General features: G+C 65.4%; 14 protein-coding genes. 5 read left to right on the forward strand and 9 right to left on the reverse strand.

Annotated elements, in window-relative coordinates; all coding sequences use genetic code 11:
• Positions 1 to 473: 473 nt before the first annotated feature.
• Positions 474 to 2,489 carry a hypothetical protein gene (locus FHS47_RS11400; protein ID WP_167027193.1) on the reverse strand — a complete coding sequence of 672 codons (2,016 nt, stop codon included), beginning with the start codon at positions 2,487 to 2,489 and terminating at the stop codon, positions 474 to 476.
• Positions 2,490 to 2,557: 68 nt separating this feature from the next.
• Positions 2,558 to 4,666 (reverse strand): hypothetical protein, encoded by a 2,109-nt coding sequence (locus FHS47_RS11405; protein WP_167027196.1) that lies wholly within the window; start codon positions 4,664 to 4,666, stop codon positions 2,558 to 2,560.
• Between the two features lie 355 nt (positions 4,667 to 5,021).
• On the opposite strand from FHS47_RS11405, the gene FHS47_RS11410 reads away from it, so the two are divergent.
• Entirely contained in the window at positions 5,022 to 7,514 is a 2,493-nt protein-coding gene (locus FHS47_RS11410; RefSeq protein ID WP_167027198.1) for an autotransporter outer membrane beta-barrel domain-containing protein, read from the forward strand.
• A gap of 422 nt (positions 7,515 to 7,936) precedes the next feature.
• Here the strand turns inward: FHS47_RS11410 and FHS47_RS11415 are convergent, their stop codons facing one another.
• Positions 7,937 to 8,641, reverse strand: coding sequence for a hypothetical protein (locus FHS47_RS11415; RefSeq protein WP_167027201.1), 705 nt, complete (start codon positions 8,639 to 8,641; stop codon positions 7,937 to 7,939).
• A 111-nt stretch (positions 8,642 to 8,752) separates the two neighbouring features.
• Between FHS47_RS11415 and FHS47_RS11420 the strand changes: the two genes are divergently transcribed.
• On the forward strand, positions 8,753 to 9,394 hold the full coding sequence (locus FHS47_RS11420) for a DnaJ domain-containing protein (protein ID WP_208381917.1): 642 nt from the start codon (positions 8,753 to 8,755) through the stop codon (positions 9,392 to 9,394).
• A gap of 13 nt (positions 9,395 to 9,407) precedes the next feature.
• Here the strand turns inward: FHS47_RS11420 and FHS47_RS11425 are convergent, their stop codons facing one another.
• The 5 genes from FHS47_RS11425 to tviB all read right to left on the reverse strand — a co-directional run bounded on the left by FHS47_RS11425 (position 9,408) and on the right by tviB (position 15,681).
• The gene (locus tag FHS47_RS11425) at positions 9,408 to 10,808 is read right to left on the reverse strand and encodes a TIGR03013 family XrtA/PEP-CTERM system glycosyltransferase (RefSeq protein ID WP_167027204.1); all 1,401 of its coding nucleotides are present in this window, start codon (positions 10,806 to 10,808) and stop codon (positions 9,408 to 9,410) included.
• A 99-nt stretch (positions 10,809 to 10,907) separates the two neighbouring features.
• On the reverse strand, positions 10,908 to 11,696 hold the full coding sequence (locus FHS47_RS11430; protein WP_167027207.1) for a 4'-phosphopantetheinyl transferase superfamily protein: 789 nt from the start codon (positions 11,694 to 11,696) through the stop codon (positions 10,908 to 10,910).
• On the reverse strand, positions 11,696 to 13,354 hold the full coding sequence (locus FHS47_RS11435; RefSeq protein ID WP_167027210.1) for a GMC family oxidoreductase: 1,659 nt from the start codon (positions 13,352 to 13,354) through the stop codon (positions 11,696 to 11,698). The genes FHS47_RS11430 and FHS47_RS11435 overlap by 1 nt, the downstream gene beginning before the upstream one ends.
• 33 nt (positions 13,355 to 13,387) lie before the next feature.
• Positions 13,388 to 14,398: an NAD-dependent epimerase gene (locus tag FHS47_RS11440; RefSeq protein ID WP_167027213.1), complete on the reverse strand. Its 1,011-nt coding sequence runs from the start codon at positions 14,396 to 14,398 to the stop codon at positions 13,388 to 13,390.
• Between the two features lie 14 nt (positions 14,399 to 14,412).
• Positions 14,413 to 15,681 (reverse strand): Vi polysaccharide biosynthesis UDP-N-acetylglucosamine C-6 dehydrogenase TviB, encoded by a 1,269-nt coding sequence (gene tviB, locus FHS47_RS11445; RefSeq protein ID WP_247741450.1) that lies wholly within the window; start codon positions 15,679 to 15,681, stop codon positions 14,413 to 14,415.
• Between the two features lie 352 nt (positions 15,682 to 16,033).
• On the opposite strand from tviB, the gene FHS47_RS11450 reads away from it, so the two are divergent.
• From FHS47_RS11450 to FHS47_RS11460, 3 genes are all read left to right on the forward strand, one after another.
• Complete coding sequence (locus FHS47_RS11450; protein WP_208381918.1) at positions 16,034 to 16,684, forward strand: response regulator transcription factor; 651 nt, start codon at positions 16,034 to 16,036, stop codon at positions 16,682 to 16,684.
• Positions 16,681 to 18,969 carry an ATP-binding protein gene (locus FHS47_RS11455; RefSeq protein WP_167027218.1) on the forward strand — a complete coding sequence of 763 codons (2,289 nt, stop codon included), beginning with the start codon at positions 16,681 to 16,683 and terminating at the stop codon, positions 18,967 to 18,969. The genes FHS47_RS11450 and FHS47_RS11455 overlap by 4 nt, the downstream gene beginning before the upstream one ends.
• 109 nt (positions 18,970 to 19,078) lie before the next feature.
• Positions 19,079 to 19,942, forward strand: a complete 864-nt coding sequence (locus tag FHS47_RS11460) for an aldo/keto reductase (protein ID WP_167027221.1) — start codon at positions 19,079 to 19,081, stop codon at positions 19,940 to 19,942.
• A gap of 97 nt (positions 19,943 to 20,039) precedes the next feature.
• Here FHS47_RS11460 and FHS47_RS11465 read toward each other — a convergent pair whose 3' ends face one another.
• Entirely contained in the window at positions 20,040 to 21,338 is a 1,299-nt protein-coding gene (locus FHS47_RS11465) for an NAD(P)/FAD-dependent oxidoreductase (RefSeq protein WP_167027224.1), read from the reverse strand.
• Between the last annotated feature and the right edge of the window lie 130 nt (positions 21,339 to 21,468).

Consider the following 21,468-nt stretch of genomic DNA (forward strand, 5'->3'; position numbering starts at 1 on the left):
ATGACCGGGATGAGTACAGCCTTCGAGTCGACGCCACTGGCTTCGACGGACTCGTCGTAGCGTTCGCTTTTCCGGTATCGCCAAAGCGCTGTACAGCCGAGCATCTCGCAGGAGACCTTGGTGCCCACCCTCGCTGCTCAGACAGGTCCTCCGCGTTCGAAAAGGAAGGCCGCTGCCGCGGCCCATGTACTAATTGGCCTGCGGCTGCTCTCTTGTGCGGAACTCGCCTCGAGGGTGGACGACGAAGGCTCTGGCCTCACCGCCAAAGCTGACGGCGGCGCCAGCCGCTCGACACATGCATTCGCCATGGCGAATGAACCTTTGCATGCGGCATGCGTCCCCGGACTTCCGCGATGAACCAAAAAAGGCGCCGCATCCAGCACGGCGCCTGTGGAATCAAACGTGAAAATCGCCGACCGAAGCAGGATGCGCGCCGAAACTTGAACGCGTCAGGGCGTGTCCTTCGGGCCCGCTTAATGGCGGGTGGCGACGTAGATCCAGGCTTGCTTCGCAGCCGCGCTGCCGCTCGCGTTCGTCGCGGTGTAGTTGAAGGTTGCTGTGCCGTATTCGATGTAGAGGAGGTACTCCGTCGGAATGTTCCGGTCGATGAATACGGCCGGTACCGGCGGCGACACGCTGTCGTCTTGCTTTGGCGTCAGGTCTTGCGGCAGTACCTCGTATTCGAACTCGTACCTCGACTCCGGAATGGGATCCGTCCCGGGCGTCGTCGTGCGATAGCCCTGGAACACCATACGCAACGTATCGCCTGCCCCGATGTTTTCGTAACCGTAGATGCGGAGCGGCGTACCGCCGTCGCTTACGGCTTTCTCATAGTCGATCTGGTCCGGCACGCCAGAGCCTGCAGGACCCTCCAGCCACTTCGCCTCGCGCAAGGGGGCGCCGCCGCCAGGGATGTCGGCCACATCCATGACGTCGACCGCCTGCGCCGACGATCGTGCCGCGTTCTCGAACGGCGCCAGTGCAAGCTTGCGAGTGGCCACGTAGTGGACGTTCCATGTTCCAGGGCTGTGCGCGGTGAGGGTGGCCGCGGGCACCGTACGAGTGACATCCCTTCCCGCCGTGGTGACGACGAACGGCGCATCCACCGGAATGCCGTCCCAGAAGAACTGCACGCTGTCGCCGGGGCGGAAGGCCGGTATAGGCGGGTTGTCAGCCGTCACGCCGGGAATGATTGCCGTCGCATCTTCGTCGATGGCATCTCCGGGGATCACGTTCACCGGGCCGCCGCCTGCCGGCTGGACCGAAGGTGGTTGGAGGCGCTCGTGTTCGGGCGTGGATGGATTCGGATCCCTGCCGCCCGGCCCGAAAAGGTTTACCTGTGGACGCGCGGGGTCCGGCTCGCCCAACGGGCGGCCTTGTCGCTCGACGCGGTAGCCGGCCTCCGCCGCGACATTTCGGTCCGTGTCGCCGGCCACGAGGAACCAGTCGTCGTACACCCGTTCGTAAGGCGCCACCAGGGTCATCAAGGGGTCGGCGCCGACCCCCGACGCGTCGACAGAAACAGGGGGAAACTCGGTGGTGTTCCACCACCAGACGACCGTGTCCCCTTCCTTGATCGCGTCGTGGCCGGGAATCTCCACCAGGGCGCCGGTCGTGCCTGCAAGGCTTGCACGAGCGTCGCTTTCCGTCACCAGCCCGTCGGTCGCTCCGGGGACACGGGGTGGCAACAGATCGTCGATGGTCTCCTTGAGGCGCAAGAGCAGACGCTGTTCGTGAGACAAGCTGGACCGGTTGCCCGCGCGATCGACCAGGCCGATCGCGAAACCGTGCTTGCCATCGGGCTCGGTGCTGACGCCAAGACTTTCCAGCAGCGCCCGGGGGAAACGAAGTTCCTTCGCCATGCCCGACTCGAGATAGCCGACGTCTGCCCCCACCGGAACGGGTTGTCCGTCGATGAAGGCGTCGATGCGGTCTCCATCACGCATGAAGAAGTAGGGAGCTACCGTGGCGGGAAGGTATTCGTTGCCGTCGGGGTCCGTGGAGAGCCGATCCGGAGTCACGCCGTCGGCCACCACGTCCGCAGCGAATTCCGGATGCGCGATCTCGTCCCCGCCGGGCGCCGTGTAGTCGACGATGAACTGTTGGTCGTCGGGCCCCGTGACGGTGTTGCCCGGATCGCCGGAGCCATACGTCACCCGATAGTTGATCCGGTAGATGCGCTCGTCCGTGCGGTCCGTTGGGCTCACCGGTAACGGAATGTCGGTGTCCCCGAGGAAGGGATCGACGAGGATGTCCGCGCCCATGGGGCGTCCGTCATCGAGGAGCTGAACCGTATCCCTCGCCTTGACCTGTAGGGGTGCCCGCGCAAGCAAGAGCACGAGGGTGTCGTCCTGCACGGAAGCAAGGAGGAGGTTGTCTGCCGGCATCCCTGCCGGGAGCGGGGCCAAGGCTGCCTCAGGTATCCGGAGCCGCTCCGTCAATTCGGTCGGCGTGGCGGACGCGGGGAAATCATCGCGAGAGGTTGTCATATGGCCTTCCTTGGCTGAAACCCTTGCGCCTGTCCCGTCGGTGCGGCCGCCGGGACAGGCCACGGGCGTCAGGGATTGACGGGGCCGGCGCGTCCGTCGATATCGAGCACCTGATCGGTGGACTCGACCGTGCCTGCGGTATTCGTCACCTTGTAAGTGACATGCGCATGGATCGCCGTCCACTTGCTCTGGTCGTCCGGATCGGGATTGAAGCCCAGCAGGTCGTAGCCATTGATCGGAACGACGGTGTCCGCGACAGTGCTTACGATGGTCACCGGGATGTTCAGCATGTCGCGATCGGGCATCGGGTCTTCTGGAAGTCCCGGCGGTGTGTGGACTTCATACCCGAACAAATCGTAAGCCACCACATTGATGACGACAGTGTCAGCGGTATCCTGGTTGGCGTAGTGCGGAATGACGAAATCGACGGTGTCCGTCGGGGCTGGAGCATGCCTGGGAGCGAGTATGAGCCGGTCAGGATCGATCGGGTCGAGGCCAGCTGCCACGGGCACTCTTATGGGGGCGAGCGTGCCACCACCAGGCAGGCCATCCGCACCCACGACTTCCACTGCCTGCGTAGGAGACCGCGCCACATTCGGCCCGTTCTGCTGGAGTTGCCTCGTCACGGTATAGCGAAGTGCCTTGCTGCCGGAACCCGCGGCCTGGATGGTTGCCGTGGGCAGCGTCAGCGCGATGGGCACGGCGGCGTCGACGTCGTCCTGATCCACGATACGCGGACCGATCGTGCCACTCGCGTCGTATTGGACGTCTATGACGTCATCCAGGAGCAGCGTGCCGCTGGCGTCTACCGTCTCCCAGGGAATGGTGACGGTGGCGTCCAGTTCGAAGCCGGTGAGCGAGATCGTATTCGGTGGATCGTTCGCATCGCCGCTCTGCAACGCCGGCGCTCCGAGGTTTTCGTTCTCGGGCGTTTCAGGATCGGGGTCCGCGCCGCCCGCCTGGTACAGGTTCACTTCCACATCGGCGCCCGTGGCCGTGCGGCCGGCCACAATCCCGCCGCGCTCGACACGATAGTGGACCGTGACCGGTACCGGCGTATCGTCTTCGTTGCCGCCTTCGACCCATGCGTCGAGGATGGCGGCATACCGGACACTGACGGGCGTGACCACGGTCGGATCGGGTACTGCCGTGGGCCCGACATCGGCGTCACCCCACATCACGATTATGTCGTCGCCGGGCAGGATGCCCGGATTCGCTGGGATAATGACCTGCAGGCCACCGATTGCGCGGGCGTCATCTTCGTCGATGACCTTGGGATCGGCGTCGTCGTCATAACTCGGCACCGACGGTGGGGCCAGATTGCGTATGGCATCCTTGACAAGCACCTTGAGAAGCTTGCCTCGTGACCTTATCGACCGGTTTCCGGCTCGATCCTCCACTTCATAGGAAAACTCCTTGTCGCCGTCGCCCTGCGATTCGATGAAGGCCTGCGTGAAGTGAATATTCAGGCCATTGCCATCGTTCGTACTGTGCAGGGTCTCTTCATTCCCGTCGATGTAGCCGATGATTTCATCACCCGGCGCCAGGCCTGCGTAGCCGTCCACCGTCGCGAGCAAGTACGGTTCGTTGGTGCCGTCATCGATGATCGAGTCGAGGGTGACGAATCCATCGGGAGCGCCCGGAAATTCCAGGTCCGCGAGGGAGGGGTCGCCCGGTCGCGTCAGGTCTATGACGTACGGCTGATTCGGTCCCGGGTGTCGGCTACCGTCTCCGGAGGTCAGCAGGATGGCGTACCGGATGCTGTGCCGGCCCTCGCCACCACGGTCTGCGTCCGGAAGGGGTATTTCTTTATAACCATTGGTGATGTCTGCAGCAACGAGTTCCTTGGCTGTAGACAGCAGCTCCACTCCGTCGATTTCGAGCATGACGGTGTCGCGGACCCTGACACCTCCGAGTTCCTCTGGCGGGGGAAGGGGAATCCTGACCATTATCTCCCTACCGTTGGCCACTGCGAGGAGCAGGTTGTCGGGCGGCAAGGGAGCGGGAGGCGGTTTAGCGAGATCCGCCGGTGCGAATGTGAGTTCGCCGGTCAGGTCGACAAGAGGCCCGCTGGCCGGGCTGCGCAACGTGGCCGGTGGTGTCCGGCGGCGCGCTGTCCGGGGGTCGAATATGGGAGCGAACAGCTTCCGGCGCGCCGTTTTGCCGACTTTACTCATGACATTATCCTCATCCTTGATTGGTTGCCGACCACTCCATGGCACCTGCGCTCTTGCGTGAGAATTCAACGGCAAGGTCGGGCCAGCGAGAAGCCTAACCGTGGCGAGAGCCGCCAACCATATGCCAAAGAGTGTAGGTGCTATGCGCGGGATGGCACCAATTCGGCAGGAATTGGGCAGGGACATGACGAATCCTGGGTATCTCCATTGCGATGCCATCGAGCCGGTGTAAAACGGGGAAGGCAGATTAGGAGTGCTCCTATAGAGCGGGTTTCGCACGCTGTGCTTAAGTAAGAATCTGCCACGGCATTCTTCGCAGCTTGAAACACATCGTTCTGATAGAGGACCTTTGCCCATGACTCCGCAACGAAACGCAGGCCATTGGTTCGTGCTCGCTTCCGCCTTGTGGCTCCCCTTTGACAGTGCGCACGCACGGGTTCTCAACCCTGGGCAGTCCGCCACCGTGGGGCCGCAGGATGCGCCGGAAACCTGGACCGTCCCCGGAACGGCGACGCTTACCATGCTCGCGGGCTCTTCTGCGTTGACTATTCGCGCCACCGGCGGTCGAGTAAGCACTGCCGATGGCGCCAGCATCCTGGGGTCTTTCGAGGGGCTCAACCTGAGCAGCGGCGCCCAGGCCACCCTCGTCAACACGGATGTGGAAGGCACCGCGGGTGTCGGTTTGATTCTTACCAGGACGGATGCGAACCCGGCGATCACGACGGCCACGGTAAAGGGAGGATCGCTGCGTGGTGGCAATTATGGAGCCAGCGTGGGGCAGGACGGCGTCCTGACGCTGGATGGCGTTAATGTCCGCGGAACGAGAGCCGGGTCTGGGATCGGGGCGCAGGTCTCGGCCGGTACGCTGAACGCGAGCAATCAGTCGGAACTTCTGGGTGAGGCCAATGGCGTTCTTTTCATGAAGGACGACCGCAGCGGCCCTACCGGTGGAGCATTCCTGAATGTCGATGCTTCCCGGGTCGAGGGCACCGCGGGAAGCGGCATCCTTCTCGAGGTGCTCAGCCCGGGCAAGACCACGGATGCCGTCATTCGCCTTTCCAACAACAGTCTGTTGCGGGGTGGCAACGGTATCGCCCTGGAAGGCATGGCAGGCACAACCGCCGACATGTCGGTCGACCACAGCACGGTCGATGGCGACATTGTCATGGCGGACGGTGGGCGCGCCGTCGTCAATCTCTCGAATGGCGCGGTGATGAACGGGGCCGTGTCGGGCTCGGTCGCGCTCGGATTGGACACGGGTTCGGTATGGAATGTACGGAGTGACTCGGCCGTCGATTCGCTTGCCATGTCGGGCGCCACGCTGGCATTTTCCCCGGCGGCGGCCTCCCCTCTCTCGCTCGTCGTGCGAGGCGACCTTTCAGGAGATGGCGGCGTCGTCACCCTCAGGACCACGATGAATGAAGGCGGTCCTCTCGCGAACCAGGTGACGGACCGCCTGCTGGTCGAAGGAAATGTCACGACGAGCGGACCCACTGTCATCGCCGTGGTACCGAATGGTCCGGGCGGGCTGACCGACAGCAATGGCGACGGTGTGGTCGATGCGCACGAAGGCATCTCGTTGATACAAGTGGGGGGCGCGTCGCGCGCGGATGCTTTCATATTGCGCGGCCGCTACGTTGCCGCCGGCCCGTACCAATACACCCTGCATGCGTTCGGCCCCGGCCAGACGGATCCTGCGCAGAACCTGCTGCCTTCCGGCAACCTCAATTGGGACTATCGGCTCGGCAATCGCATCGTCTGTGAGAAGGAATGCGAGCCGGAAAACCCCGGAGACGGTGGTGGGGATGGTGGCGACGGTGGGGATGGTGGCGACGACGGTGGCGAGAACCCGAATCCCGACAGGCCGCCTCCGGAAGATGGCCGCAATGCGGTCGTGCCGCAGGTGCCTTCATACCTTTCCGCGCCGGCCGCACTGCTTACCTACGGCGACATGATGACCGACGGCCTGCACCAGCGCCTCGGCGACATTCGCCAAGGCACGTCGCACGACCCGGTCGGCGGCGAGGTGTTCATGCGTTACCTCGGCGGCCAGTTGCGCTACAGCTCGAACCGCTCGTTTGGCAATTACGGATACGATTTCGACCAGCAGGTCAACGCGTTGCAACTGGGCGGAAGCCTGATCGCGCTGGATCACGACAATGGAACGTTGCGCGCCGGCTGGGCCGCCGATCACGGCACGACGCGTGTTACGCCAAAGGCAGCTGACGGCAACAGCCGCGCAAAATACCGCGCCAACGGCGTCTCCGCCTGGGTCACATGGCAAAGCGGCAATGGTTTCTGGGTCGACGGCGTGGTGGGTGCCATCCGTTATCGTGGCGACGTGGGCACCGATCTGCGCGGCTCCGATGTGGGGCGCATCCGTGCCAACGGCTGGACGACATCCGTGGAGGGGGGTATGCCGTTCGCCCTCGGTAATGAATGGACAGTGGAGCCGCGCTTCCAGGTGAAGCACCAATCGCTGAACTTCCGCGACTTCCGCGATGTCGATGGACTGGACGTGCGGCTGGGGACGGCGAAACAGACAAGTGCCACGCTCGGCGGACGACTTTCGCGGACGGCCAACCCCGTGTTCATGCCGTACGCCAGTGTCGACCTCACGCACACCAGTAACGGCGATCCGTTGGTGGACGTCTCCAGCGAGGAGTGGAATGCGGCCGATCGCTTCCGGTCGGGCCGCGTCGGCAATGGTTATCGCGTTTCCGCCGGTGCCGTCAGCCAGTTGGGCAAGCGCGTGCAGATTTACGGCGAGGCCAACTACCGTCACGCCATCGGCAGCTACGGCATGCGCGGCTTCGCCGGCAACCTCGGCGTACGCGTCACCTTTTGAGTTTGCCCAGACCGGGGGCGCATGGATCGCGGCCCCCGGGGGCAATGGACTTACAACGAGAGTCCCTGGTGGCTCGACACCTCGGCCGCGGGCGGATGCGCTCCCTGCGCCTCCCTCCCGGCACGTCCCTGTGCAGTGTGCTCCTGCTCATCCGTGGCGTCCTTGACTTGTTCCGCCGCGGCTCGGGGTATCGAGAAGCTAGGCTATCTCCATGTAATGAAAAGGAAAATAGGCCTATTGTTGTAGGATTGGATGTCCGGTTGCGGACACTTCGCTCCCATACGCATGCGCATTTTTGTACGCCTTCGGACGCAGGTCACGGCGCGGCGCGACTATTTGCGAGTTGCATTTTCGACACACTGTCCGGAATCGGACGACGCCTTGATGTTCCGATGTGAACGGATGCCAAACGCGACGCCGGTTCAGCGGATCGCGATCAACCAAAGTACCGCGCCCTGCACGGGTGCGGCAGTCCAATGCACCCGATAGGTGCCTGCGCGATCCACCTGTTTCCAAGCTACCGCACCCTGTACACCGCTTTCATCGGGAAGCTCCGTGAACGCGTCGATCAATTGGAAGCCGTCGCCGGGCGTGACCGTCATGCGCTTCACGCCGCCGTCGCCCCACCAGAAAGCGAGCAGGGTTGCCGGTCCGTCCACGCGTACGTCACCGCTTGAGACGACCAGCGAAGGCTGGGCATAGGATTGGGCGATGTCCTGTATGCGCGTGGCGTTGCGTACCTCGACGAAGGGAAGCGAAAGTTCGCCCGCGGGTTCGCCGCGCTTCTCGATCGATACCGTGTGCGCCGGGCCGCCCTCGCCGGCGAGGGCGACATAGCCCCGCACGGTGAAGCGGCCGCCGTAGTTGGCATAGCTCACGGGCCGTCCCAGCGGGCGCCAGCGATTTCGGTACGTATCGGCAGGTACGGCATCGTTGCTGGCGTAGCCTGCGTTGAACACGACGAAGACGCTGCCCGCCGGTTGCGTGTCCACGGCACGGGTCACCGCCGGGCTGACGCCCAGTCCTTCGCCCTGACCCAGGAAAACATGTGCACCGAGGGCTGGCCCTTGGGCGGCGGAAGCCGTCAGGGCCGAGGCGGCCGCGGCAAGGAAGGAGAGCAAGGGCATGGCGATTCTCCAAAAGTGATACTTGTCAGCGTGAAGGCCGTGCGCGACGCTTGCCGATGCGAGCGCCGGACCTGACGGTATGCAGCGTGCGCCGCCGCAGGGGACATTCTGGTGACCGACGAAACCGACTTCATCGACCTGTACGGCAAGCTGCGCGTGGAGCCCGGCTGTTCGCTCGACGAATTCAAGCGCGCGTATCGCCGCAATGTGGCGCTGTGGCATCCCGACAGGCGACGCGGCACGCGTGCGGACAAGCTGGCTGCCGCTCGCCTGCAGCGGCTCACGGCGCAATACGGGGCGGCGATGGACTTCCATCGCCGGCACGGACGCCTTCCCGGCGCTCCGCTTCCCGCGCGGGATGCAGAGCGGGTGCCGCATGAACCGCAAGCCGTCGCTCCGCCTTCGCCCAGACCGCCGCAACGTGTCCAGGCGAGGCATTGGTATGCGATTACGCTGGCGATCGCGGCACCGCTGCTGGCCTGGTCGTTGTGGCCTGCGAACGAGGCGGTGGAAACGGAGGTTCGCGAGGTCCCTGTGCGGATTGCACCCAAGGCATCGGTGCAGGCGCCCGTGCTTGCGCTCGGCATGACACAGGACGAGGTGCTCGCCATCGAAGGGGAGCCCACGCGACGTGGCGAGGATCGCTGGGAATACGGTCCCTCGTGGGTGCGGTTCGAAGCGGACGCGCTGGTGGACTGGCACAGTTCGCCGTTGCGTGCATTGCACGTGACCACGCCCGGGCCCCCGCCCTGACAGGGTTGCGCGATCACCGCGCCCCGCGGCCGAACAGCACCACCTCCACCGTTTCGATGAGGATCACCATGTCGAGGAAGAGGTTGTGGTTCTTTACGTAGAAGAGGTCGTACTTGAGCTTTTCCGCCGCATCCTCTTCGGACGCGCCGTACGGATAGCTTAACTGCGCCCAGCCAGCCAACCCCGGTTTGATGCAGTGGCGCAGGTTGTAGAAACGGATCTTGCTTTCCAGGTCGGTGACGAACTGGGGCCGCTCGGGGCGAGGCCCCACGATGCTCATGTCGCCCCGGATCACGTTCCATAGTTGCGGCAGTTCGTCGAAGCGCAGCTTGCGGCAGACCCGTCCGACGCGGGTCACCCGGTCGTCGTTGCTGGACGCCCAGCGCGCGATGCCGTCCATTTCAGCATCCGTACGCATGCTGCGGAACTTGTAGAGCCAAAAGGTCCTTCCGTGTTCGCCCACGCGTTCCTGTCGATAGAGGATCGGCTGACCGCGACCGGACTCGATGCGTATGGCCAGCGCAACGCCGAGCATGATCGGCCAGCAGAGCAGGGCGATCAGCGTGGAGGCGGTGAGGTCGAAGGCCCTTTTCAGGAAGAGGGCCACCGGCGTGGCATTGAATCCGCCGGAGAATACGAGCCACGACGGATCGAGCATGGTGAGCTGCACGCGTCCGGCTTCGCGCTCGACGAAGGTAGTCAGGTCGGTGATCTGCACGCCGAGTTGTCGGCACGCCAACAACTCGTCCATCGGCAGGCTGCCGCGACGGTCGTCCACGCCCACCACGATCTCGTCCAGTCGTTCCCTCCGGGCCAGATCGGCCAGCGATTCGGCGGGCCTCACCAGCAGGTTTTCCGGAATGGCCACCGTTTCGTTCAAGCCCCTTACGTAACCGAGCAGGCAGAACCCGCGACGGTCCGAACGCCGGCGCATGCGGTTGTGGATCTGCGCGGCGCGTTCGCCCGCGCCCAGCACGAGGACGCGGCGCTTTAGCGATTCCAATTCCACGAGGCGCATGAACAGCGCACGGAATCCCGACGTGACGACGAAGGCGATGACGAGGGCCATGCCAAGGACACCGCGGCCGACGTAGGCCTGTGGTACCACGTAGTAGCCGACCACAAGGACCAGGCCGCCGAGGGCGAAAGCGATGGCATGCCGTGCAAGCTGTCCTCGCCAGCTCATGCGCAGGGTGGCCCGGTATTCCCCGAGGGCCGCCATGCTCAGGAAGATCACGATCGCGAACATGGAGGCACGGGCCGTCAACGAATGCGACGACGCGGCGAGGTCTTCGGGTGACGGGGCGAAGCGTATCCACGTTGCGGCATTGAGCGACGCGGCAAGAAGCAACAGTTCGCAGCAGCCCATCAGGGTGAGCCAGCGCACGATCGGCTGTCTGAACAGGCGAATCATCGGTCGTCCCCTTGAAGCACGCGTTCTGTCACGTGCGGATATCAGAGAGACTAGGTGGGGCACCGCGGGCTGTCGATTGCACTTCCGGACGGCCCATGGCTAGTCCGAATGGCCGTCTCGCAAACGATGCAGGCGGATGTCACGGATGGCGGGCGGTGCCGCGAGCGCACCGATCCAGCCATCGTCAGCCGGCAGGTTGCGCGTGTGGCAGGGAGGATAATGCAGGGCCTTCGCGGGCGGCATCTGGGCATGGCCGGCGGGCGCGGCGACGGTGGCGGGATCGGCGAGCAGGCCCACGCCGAACGCCTTCAGCAAGGCTTCCTTCCGCGTCCACAACTCGAGCAGTGCGCGCGTCCGCTCTCCTTCGTCGAGCGATGCCATGGCGGCACGTTCCTCGCGCGTGCAGAACATGGGCATGAGCGCCTCGAGGTCGATCCTCGCGGGCCATTGCTCGACGTCGACGCCCACGGTGGCGGCAGGGCATACGGCAAAGGCCACATATTCGCTGCTGTGGCTCAGGCTGGTCGACAAGGTGGTACCGGCGAGACACGGCTGACCGTCTCCGGTGCAAGCCAGCGGTACCTCCCTGGCATCGACGCCGAGGCAGATACCCAAAGCCACGCGCCATGCGGCGTGTGCCAGCACATAGGTGTCGCGATCGCGCCGGAAACGGAAACGCGCGGCGCGAGCCCGCTCGCGGCGGTCGAGCACATCCATGGCAAGCGGCGCGTATGTCGCCATGGCGCGCGCGTCGAAGACGACGACGCAGGCCTGGTCGGCGCGAGGTATCGAGAACCCGGCCGCATGCAGTTCGCCGGTCATGGCACAGGCGAAGTCTCCGCGCGGCAGCGGGAAACCTGCGTCGACCAGGACGGGACGGCCAGCCACTACAGCAGGCCGCCGCTTTCGCTCAGCAGTGCGCGGAGTTGTTCGGCCAGGCGCAGGCTGAGCGCCACGACGGTGAATGTCGGAAACGCCCAGCCGCCGGTCGGAAACACCGAACTGCCGGCAACGTGCAGGTTGGCCATGCCGTGCACTTTTCCATCGGGGTCGACCACGCCCGTGGCGGGATCGGCGGACATGCGTGTCGTGCCCATATGGTGAGCGGTGCCGTGCACCTCCGGAGGTGCGTCGCCCATGGCCCAGGCCGCGGGCTCGAAGCGACCGTTGCAGGTGGCGGCGAGTCGCGCGCCGGCAATGACCGTCGTGGTACGCCACGTATGCCTGTCGAGCTCGTTGAGCCTCCATTCGACCCGCACGCGCCGAAGGCCGAGGGCGTCGCGCGATTCACCGAGCAGCACGCGGCTGTCGCGCTGCGGCGCCTGTTCGAAGAATCCGACCAGTTCGGCCCGGTCGCTGCGTACCGTGGGGCGGTCCACCAGTTTCTGGGCCGCCGCTTTCACCACGTCGCCCATGTGCAGGCCGACGCGCATCGCACTCAGCACGAATTTCTGGTGCACGGCCACGGCCGGGCCCGTGGGTCCGTTCTGCAGTGCCGCGCAGAGCCGCGCTTCCAGCAGGGTGGCTTCGGTGTGGCGGGGCGGGCGCAACGCCGCACGCACGTCGCGCAGCGCACGGATGCCATGGGGCACGCGGCCCTCCACCGCGAAGGGATGGACTCGCGCATTGAGGCTGCGATGTGCGCGCTGGGCCTCGAAAGACAACCCGATCTCCGGTGACAGCGGCGCACGCACCTTACCGATGGTGCGTTCGTACGGTCGTGTGAGGCGGTCGGGATCGTCTGCGCGCACGCTACCGATGGCGCCGCATGGATGGTCCATGAAATAGCGGCCGACCAGATCGCGGTCGTTACCGAGGCCCGCCGGAGCGACGCTGTCGGAGAGCAGCATGATGCGCGCATTCTCGATGCCGCCCGCGGCAAGCACATAGTGGCGCGCACGAACGCATCCGCGCCGTCCATCGAGGGAGCCGATGCGTGCGCCGGTGACCGTGGCGGCGTCGGCCGTCGCGTCGAGTTCCATCACGTTCGCATGCAGCAGCAGGGTCACATTGTCGGAGCGGCGCAATGCCTCGCGATATGCATCGCCGAAGGTGATCGGGCTACGCGCGAAGACGAAGTTCACCAGAGCCTCCGGGTCGAGGTCCAGTGGCGCGCGCGGCGGCGACCCGTCGAAATGGCCCGGCAGGGGCGTGGCGTTGATGCGGCAGAACTCGCGCGCCTTCTCGTACCACGGAGCGAGGTCGGCGTAGCGCAACGGCCATCCGCTGTCGGGCACCCAGTCGCGAGGCGCGAGGTCGTCGTCGGAGAACGGAATGCAGCCACCACCCCACAAGGTGCAGCTGCCGCCGAGGACGCGCATGCGCGATGTGCCGGCATCGAGCGGCAGATCGCCCGCGGATTCGCCCTCGTACAGCGATTGGCTGCGGTCTTCGCCCGAGAATCCGCCCCCCTCGATCAGGCAGACGGTGAATGGTGAATCGGCGAACGCAAGGGCGATGGCGATACCGGCCGGGCCGCCGCCGACGATGCACAGGTCCGCACGATAATCGCCGGCGGCGTGCGGATCGAGATAGTCGATGATCACCGTGGATCTCCGGTTGGGCAGGGGCGAGGTGTCTTATGCACGGTAATACCTGCGATACCAGTCCACGAAACGCGGCACGCCCTCATGCACATCCACTTTCGGCGCGTGGCCGGTGGCCTGCACGAGGGCGGACACGTTGGCCTCCGTATCCGGCACGTCCCCGGGCTGCAACGGCAGCATCTCGAGGCGTGCGGTCTTGCCAAGGCACTTTTCCAGCACTTCGATGTAACGCAGGAGCTCCACCGGCTTCTCGTTGCCGATGTTGTAGATGCGATAGGAAGCGACACCGCTGCTGCCCGGGTCGGGCCGCTCGCCCGACCAATGGGGGTCCGGTGCGGGAATATGTCCGAGGATGCCGACGATGCCGTCCACGATGTCGTCCACATAGGTGAAGCTCCGCTTGTGGCGACCATGGTTGAAGACGCGCACGGGTTCATCGGCCAGGATGGCCCGGGTAAACAGGAAAAGCGCCATGTCCGGTCGGCCCCACGGACCGTAGACGGTAAAGAACCGAAGCCCGGTGCACGGCAGCCCGTAGAGATGGGCGTATGCGTGCGCCATCTGTTCATTGGCTTTCTTCGTGGCGGCGTAGAGCGTCAGCGGATGTTCCGTCGGCTGGTGTTCGGAGAATGGCATGCGGGTGTTCGCGCCGTACACCGAGCTGGTGGACGCGAATACCAGGTGCTCCACGGCATGCTTTCGGCAGCCCTCCAGCACGTGCAGGAAGCCGGTGACGTTGCTCGACACGTACACGTGCGGATTCTGCGCGGCGTAACGCACCCCTGCCTGGGCGGCGAGATGCACCACGCGTCGGGGGCGATGCAGGGCGAACGCCTGTTCCATGGCATCGCGATCGGACAGGTCCGCATGCACGTGCGTGTATCCGGGGAGTTCCCGGAGGCGGGCCAGGCGCGCCTCCTTCAACCCGACATCGTAGTAGTCGGAAAGGTTGTCCAGGCCGACGACCTCTTCGCCGAGCTCGAGCAGCCGGGTGGCCACGTGTGAACCGATGAAGCCCGCGGTACCGGTGACCAGGATTGTCATACCGTGGCCTTGGCTCAGAGCCGGCCGTCCACCGCGTCGCGGGGCAGCACATATTTCACGTCGTACACCACGGAGAGGGGTTTGCCGAAGGCGCGTATGCCTTCGGCTCCCATCGTGACGAACTCGCGATGGCCCACGGCCACGACGATCGCGTCGTACGTCCCGTGTGCCGGTTCGGCGACGGGGTCGATGTCGTATTCGTGCCGTGCCTCGCTGGCCCGCACCCATGGATCATGCACGTCCACCGCCACGCCATATCCGCCAAGGGCAGCCACGATGTCCACGACACGGGTGTTCCGCAGGTCGGGGCAGTTCTCCTTGAACGCGAGACCGAGCACCAGCACGCGGGCGTGCACCGGGTTGATGCCCTTGCGCACCATCAGCCGCACCAGTTCGCCTGCAATGTACGGCCCCATGCTGTCGTTGGTGCGGCGTCCGGCGAGGATCACGTCGGGGTGATGGCCCACCTGCTGGGCCTTGTGCGTGAGGTAGTAGGGATCGACGCTGATGCAATGCCCGCCGACCAGGCCGGGCCGGAAGGGCAGGAAGTTCCACTTGGTACCGGCGGCTTCCAGTACTTCCAGGGTGTCGATGCCCAGCTTGTTGAACAGGATGGCCAGGTCGTTCACCAGGGCGATGTTGAGATCCCGCTGGGTGTTCTCGATGACCTTCGCCGCTTCGGCCACCTTGAGCGAGCTGGCGCGATGGGTGCCGGCGCCGATCACCGAGCGGTACAGGGCATCCACGAAATCCGCGGCTTCCGGCGTGGAGCCTGAGGTCACCTTGAGAATGCTGCTCACGCGATGGGTCTTGTCGCCCGGATTGATACGTTCAGGGCTGTAACCCACGAAGAAGTCACGGTTGAACACGAGACCCGAACCGCGCTCGAGGACCGGAACGCAGACTTCCTCGGTACAGCCCGGATAGACGGTGGACTCGTACACCACCACGTCGCCGCGCTTGAGCACTTTCGCCAACGTCTCGCTTGCCCGCAGCAGCGGCGTCAGGTCCGGCCGGCGCGCCTCATCGATGGGTGTCGGCACCGTCACGATGTAGACATCGCATGCCGCCAGGTCGTCGAGGCTGGCCGAAAAGCGAAGGCGCGCAGACGCGGCCAGTTCCTCGGCGTCCACTTCCAGCGTGGCGTCGTGGCCGGCGCGCAATTCGTCGATGCGGGCGGGGCGAATGTCGAATCCGAGAGTGGCATAACGCTTGCCGAACTCGACCGCCAGGGGCAGCCCCACATAGCCGAGTCCGACAATGCCCAAACGGACACCCTCCAGTGGGCGGTCCAGGAGGCCGCCCGGCGTGTCCCACGGACGCGCGTTCGCTACGGATTCAGCCACGCCGGCGGCGCCGGCTGCTGCTGTGCGGCTTTCTGTGTCCATGCCCGCTTTCACCCCTCACGGCATCGAAAAACCCCGTCTGGCGGGGCGATGAGAGCGTAGCAATACGGATCGGGATTGCCTGTATGGCTTACGGAGGTGGTCGAATGGCCGATAGCGTGTAGCCGGAAGCTTCCCAGGTCTTAGAATGACGACGTTTACAAGGGAGTGCGCACCGATATATGGTGCGTCCGCATCGCCCACGAAAGTAGGGCATTCGACAGGCAACACCCGGCTATCTGGTCCACTCATGTCCGCGCGATCCTATCTCGGCTCTGTGCGCGTGGCCTTGCTGGACGACCATGCGCTCGTCCTGAAAGGGCTGGTCGCGCACCTCGAAAAAGCCCCCTCCATCACCATCGTCGGCAGCCATTCGAGCAGCCGGCCGTTCCGCGCCATGCTGGCCACCATGCCGGTCGACGTGGCCATCATCGATTACTCGCTGGCGCTCGACGACATCGACGGCATCGCGCTGATCAAGCAGCTGCGCGCAGCCTATCCCCGGATGAAGATCCTCGTGGTCTCGGCGCACGACCAGGGCCTGGTGATCCACAGCCTGCGACAGGCTGGCGCGGACGGTTTCGTGGCCAAGAGCCAGGAACCGGACGACGTCATCCGCGCCATCGACGCCATCATGACCGGGCGCGGCTTCCTGCCCCAGCGCGGCGTGGAGAGTGACGATCCCCCCGCGCTCGTACCGTTGTCGCCACGCGAATGGGAAGTGATACGCCAACTGCTGGAAGGCCTGACCGTGGGGCAGATCGCCACGCGTTCCGGGCGCAGCCTGAAGACGATCAGCACGCAGAAGTCGGCAGCCTTCCGGAAACTGCGGATTTCCTCAGACAACGAGTTGTACTTGCTGCGCGATTACATCCTCGCGCTGGATGGTGGATCGGCGTGAGGCGACTCTTCGCCGTCCTTTTCGGACTGCTCGCTTTCGCCGTGGTGGCGACGGAAACGCCGGAGGCCGGAGCCGCCGCGCGCAAGGCCTGGATCGCCGCGCATCCGATGTTGCGCATCGCCGTGGACCCGCAGCAGGGATCGGAAGTGGGCGGCAACTGGGGCAATCCGCTGGTAAGCCAATACCTCGAACTGGTGTCCCGGCATACCGGGCTGCGCTTCGTCACCGTGCGCACGAAATCCTGGGAGGAATCGGTACGGGCCTTCAACGAAGGCCGCATCGACATGCTGCCGTCGCTCAGTGACCGCCTGCTGGAGGCCGACGTCGGTGATCGCGCACTCGTGTCGAAGCCCTTCTACGTCGGCCGGACCCTGATCATCAGCCGTACGGTCGGGCCTGCCACGCTGGATATGCATGCCCTGGACGGCCGGGTGGTCGCGTTCAAGGGTGGGGGTGTCTACGAATCGTGGCTGCGTCGCGAGCATCCCGCGGTGACCCGCCTTCCCCTTGCCGACATCCACCAGGTGCTGGCTGCGGTAGAGAGCGGTATCGCCGATGCCGGGGTGGGCGTCGACGTGGCCTACCATCCGATCGTGCGGCGTGATTACGCGTTGAGCCTGCGCATCGCCGGCGATGTTCCGGAGATGCCGATCAGCGTTCGCGTTGCCGTGCGGAAGGATGCGCCGGAGTTGCTGGCCATCATCGACGACAGCCTGCGGAGCATCGGCCCCGACGACAACCGCGCGGTGATCGAGCGCTGGCTCGAAACGGCCTACCTTCGCGCACCGACCTTGTCCCAGGTGGCTTCCGCGTACCGGGTGGAGATCGGCCTGGGGCTCGCCCTCATCGTCGTGCTGATGTTTGCCCTTTGGCAGTTGCGGCGTGCGCAACTCGCCTCGCGGCGCGGCGAACGCCAGAAGACGATGCTGCTCGCCGTGATGAGCCATGAGGTGCGCAATGCCGTGAATGCCGTGGCCTCGTCGGTGGATCTGCTCTCGCGCACATCGCTGGACGGCGCGCAGCGCGACCTGATGGCCATCGCGCAGTCGAGCAGCCGCAGCCTTCAGAACCTGCTGAAAAGCGCCCTCGACTATAGCCGCTCGGAAAGCGAGGGCTTTACCCCCGACCTCGTGGCGTGCGACATCGTGGAGGTCGCCCGCGAAGTGATCGAAGGGCAACGCGCCGCGATCGAGCACAAGGGCCTGGCCGTGCGCCTGGACCTGCCCATGGGCGCCTTGCCATGGTTGCTGCTTGACGAGACACGGATGCGCCAGCTGATGGAAAACCTTCTGTCGAACGCCGTGAAGTTCACCGAGCGCGGCCATGTCGGCATCGCACTCTGGCAGACGGCGAACGAAGGTACCGACGAAGTGCGCCACCTTGTGCTCGAGGTGTTCGATACGGGGATCGGGGTGCCGCCGGAGCGGCAGCGCGAACTCTTCCGCCCGTTCTCGCAAGCGCACGGCACGCATTCGCGGCGCATGGGCGGTACAGGCCTGGGGCTCGGCATCTGCGCGGAAATCGTGCGCCACCTCGGTGGCCGGCTCGAGCTCAGCAGCGATGTCGGCGCCGGCACCGCCGTGCGCATCGAGCTTCCGACCAGCCGCGTGCCGGTCGCGCCGCCCGAGGATTTCGCCGGAGCGTCCGACGACACCGCCCCCGAGCCGAAAGGCACGATCCTCCTCGTCGAGGACCACCCGGCGAACCGGCAGATCATCGCCGCGCAGCTGAAGTTCCTCGGCTACGACACACACGCCGTGGATCACGGACAGGCGGCCATCGACGCCTTCGTGCCGGGCATGTTCGCCGGCGTGCTGCTCGACTGCGAACTGCCCGACATGCAGGGCTACGACATCGCTGCGGAATTGCGCGCACGCGAGGCCGGCGCGGGAGGGGCGCGCACACGCTTCATCGCCATCTCCGCGAACCATGGGGAAGCGCACGTGCGCCGCTGCGAAGAGAGCGGTATCGATACCGTCCTGGGCAAGCCCCTGACCCTGGGCGGGTTGCGCGATGCCATCGCCGGGGCACCTGGCACGTCCATCGCGGAACGGGCCTTCCGCGACGAAGCACGGCTCGACCTCGTGGCCATTCGCGCAGCCCTCCAGGAGGCCGCGCCCGAACGTGCCCTGCACATCGCCCATCGGCTGAAGGGCGCGGCACTCATGCTCGGGGCGACCACGGTGGCATGGGACGTGGAACAGGTAGAAGCGCTGCTTCTTGCCCGGCCGGTCTCCCGGGGGGACATCGACGAGTTGCTCGGCAGGATCGACGAGCATCTTTGACAAGACGTGGTCGCGATTATTTTCGAAGCTTGACTCTGGGGGGTTTAGACCGCCGGGTCCATCCCAATGTGTGCATGACACCCTTCATCCAACCCACGGGAGCAAGTCCATGAGCAGTATCAACGCAGCGGCCAGCGGCACGTTCAGGATCGGCGGCGACCTCGAGGTCAACCGCCTGGGATTCGGCGCCATGCGCATCACCGGGAAGGGGATCTGGGGCGATCCGGCCGATCCGCAAGCAGCGCGCCAGACGCTGGAGAAACTGCAGCCCCTCGGCGTGAACCTGATCGACACGGCGGACAGCTACGGGCCGTTCGTCAGCGAGGACCTCATTCGCGAGGTGCTCCATCCCTATAAGGGCATGGTGATCGCGACCAAGGGCGGCCTGACCCGCCATGGCCCGGATATCTGGGCGCCGGTAGGCCGGCCCGAGTATCTGCGCCAGTGCGTGCTGATGAGCCTGCGCCGCCTCGGCGTCGACCGCATCGATCTCTGGCAGCTTCACCGCATCGACGCAAAGGTGCCGCGCGACGAGCAGTTCGGCGTGATCCGCGACATGCAAAACGAAGGCCTGATCCGCCATGTCGGCCTGTCCGAGGTGAACGTGGAGGAGATCCAGGCCGCGGCGAAATTCTTCAAGGTCGTCACGGTCCAGAACCTGTACAACCTCGGCAACCGGCAGAGCGAGGCCGTGCTGGACTACTGCACGGAGCAGGGCATCGGCTTCATCCCCTGGTTCCCCCTCGCGGCGGGCGAACTGGCGAAGGAAGGATCGGTGCTTTCGTCCATCGCGAATAAACTCGGTGCGACGGACGGGCAGGTGGCCCTGGCGTGGCTGCTGAAGCGCTCGCCCGTGATGCTGCCCATTCCGGGCACCGGCAGCGCGGACCATCTGGAAGAAAACGTCAAGGGTGCTTCGCTGGAGCTGTCGCAGGAAGACTTCGAGGCTCTCGAACACGCCGTAAAGAAATAAGACCAAAGCTCTTTGTGGGAGCCGGCTATGCCGGCGATCCCGCGGCAGCGGGCACTCCCGCGACCCGTATCGCCGCTGAAGCGGCTCCCACAGGGGCTCAGTGCAACTTCACCGGCGGCAGCGTGGTGTCGCGGAGCCAGTCGGCCAGCCAGAGCGCGTTCGCCCTTGTCCAGCCATGCAGCGCCACGCGGTGCATGTGCTGCAACGAGACGTAGACGAGCTTCGCCAGCCATCCGCGCATCGGAATGGGCGCGCGTTTTTCCGCCACCGGCAATTCGCCGGTGGCCTTGTATGCGCCGAGCGATACGAGCGTTCCCTTCGAGCGATACACGAAGGGCGACACCGGCTGGCCGTGAATCGCCTTCGGCAGGGCGTCGGCCAGGTAGTTCGCCTGCTGGTGCGCGGCCTGTGCGGTAGGGGGCACGCTCGCGCCATGGGGCGCCGCTGCGAAAGCGCAATCGCCCATGGCATAGACGCCAGGCACCCCACGCGCCTGCAGGTATTCGTCCACGACGATCCTGCGATCCCGCGAGAGTTCGAACGACCCGAGGCCGGCGACAACGTCGTGTCCGGTGACGCCGGCGGCCCAGACGCGTATATCGCAGGGCACGGTGTCGCCATCGGACAGATGGAAGGCCTCGGGCGTGACGGCATCGACGCCGACGCCCACCCGCACGTGCACGCCCATGCCCTCAAGGATGCGTTCCGCCGAGGCCGACGTCCGTGGGTCTACGGCCGGCAGCACGCGGGGGGCCATGTCCATGAGCGTGATGTCGAGCCGCGACGCTCCCGCCAAGCCGCCATAGCGATGCATGTCGTTGAATGCGTGATGCAGCTCGGCCGCCAGTTCCACCCCTGTGGCACCGGCGCCCACGATACCGATGCGGATGCGGCGCGCGGGATCGCCGGCGGTACGCAAGGCCAGCGCAAGGATCTTGCGCCGCAGCGCGATGGCCTGTGCCGGGCTGTCGAGCATGTCGCAGTAGTCGAGCACGCCCGGTGTGCCGAAGTCGTTCACCCGGCTCCCGATGGCGAGCACCAGCGTGTCGTAGTGCAGCGACCGCGGGGGCAGGATGATTTCGTCCGTAAGCGGCATGCGCACTTCGTCCAGCGCGATGCGATGGGCCTCCGCTTCGACGCGCACGAGCGTGCCGGGCTCGTATCGATACCCGTGGGCCTGTCCGTGCGCGAGATACGAGACGGCTTCCTCGCCGTCGCCCAGCAGGCCGGCGGCGAGCTCATGCAGCCGCGGCTTCCAGAAATGGCTGGCGTCCCTGTCCACCAGCACCACGTCCAGGTCGCGCCGCTTGCCGAGCCTCGTTGCCAGTTCGATGCCGGCGGCCCCGCCACCGACGATCGCGACGGTATGCGCGCCGGGATCTTTCGAGATGGTCATGCGTCATCTCCCAATATCGTCGGGGCAGGATACCGTTGCGATCGTTGCGGCGTCGCGAAGACACGGGCGCATGAATCGACAAGACGCGGTCAGGGTGTGCATGGATACGCAAGAACCGGATGGCGGCACC

Origin of the sequence: Luteibacter sp. SG786 (assembly GCF_011759605.1) — a bacterium.
Taxonomy (GTDB): Bacteria; Pseudomonadota; Gammaproteobacteria; order Xanthomonadales; family Rhodanobacteraceae; genus Luteibacter.

What these genes read in the sequence shown, in the direction of transcription:
- FHS47_RS11400 (WP_167027193.1), bottom strand. Translation starts at nt 2,489, where the DNA reads ATGACAACCTCTCGCGATGATTTCCCCGCGTCCGCCACGCCGACCGAA.
- FHS47_RS11405 (WP_167027196.1), bottom strand. Translation starts at nt 4,666, where the DNA reads ATGAGTAAAGTCGGCAAAACGGCGCGCCGGAAGCTGTTCGCTCCCATA.
- FHS47_RS11410 (WP_167027198.1), top strand. Translation starts at nt 5,022, where the DNA reads ATGACTCCGCAACGAAACGCAGGCCATTGGTTCGTGCTCGCTTCCGCC.
- FHS47_RS11415 (WP_167027201.1), bottom strand. Translation starts at nt 8,641, where the DNA reads ATGCCCTTGCTCTCCTTCCTTGCCGCGGCCGCCTCGGCCCTGACGGCT.
- FHS47_RS11425 (WP_167027204.1), bottom strand. Translation starts at nt 10,808, where the DNA reads ATGATTCGCCTGTTCAGACAGCCGATCGTGCGCTGGCTCACCCTGATG.
- FHS47_RS11440 (WP_167027213.1), bottom strand. Translation starts at nt 14,398, where the DNA reads ATGACAATCCTGGTCACCGGTACCGCGGGCTTCATCGGTTCACACGTG.
- FHS47_RS11450 (WP_208381918.1), top strand. Translation starts at nt 16,034, where the DNA reads ATGTCCGCGCGATCCTATCTCGGCTCTGTGCGCGTGGCCTTGCTGGAC.
- FHS47_RS11460 (WP_167027221.1), top strand. Translation starts at nt 19,079, where the DNA reads ATGAGCAGTATCAACGCAGCGGCCAGCGGCACGTTCAGGATCGGCGGC.
- FHS47_RS11465 (WP_167027224.1), bottom strand. Translation starts at nt 21,338, where the DNA reads ATGACCATCTCGAAAGATCCCGGCGCGCATACCGTCGCGATCGTCGGT.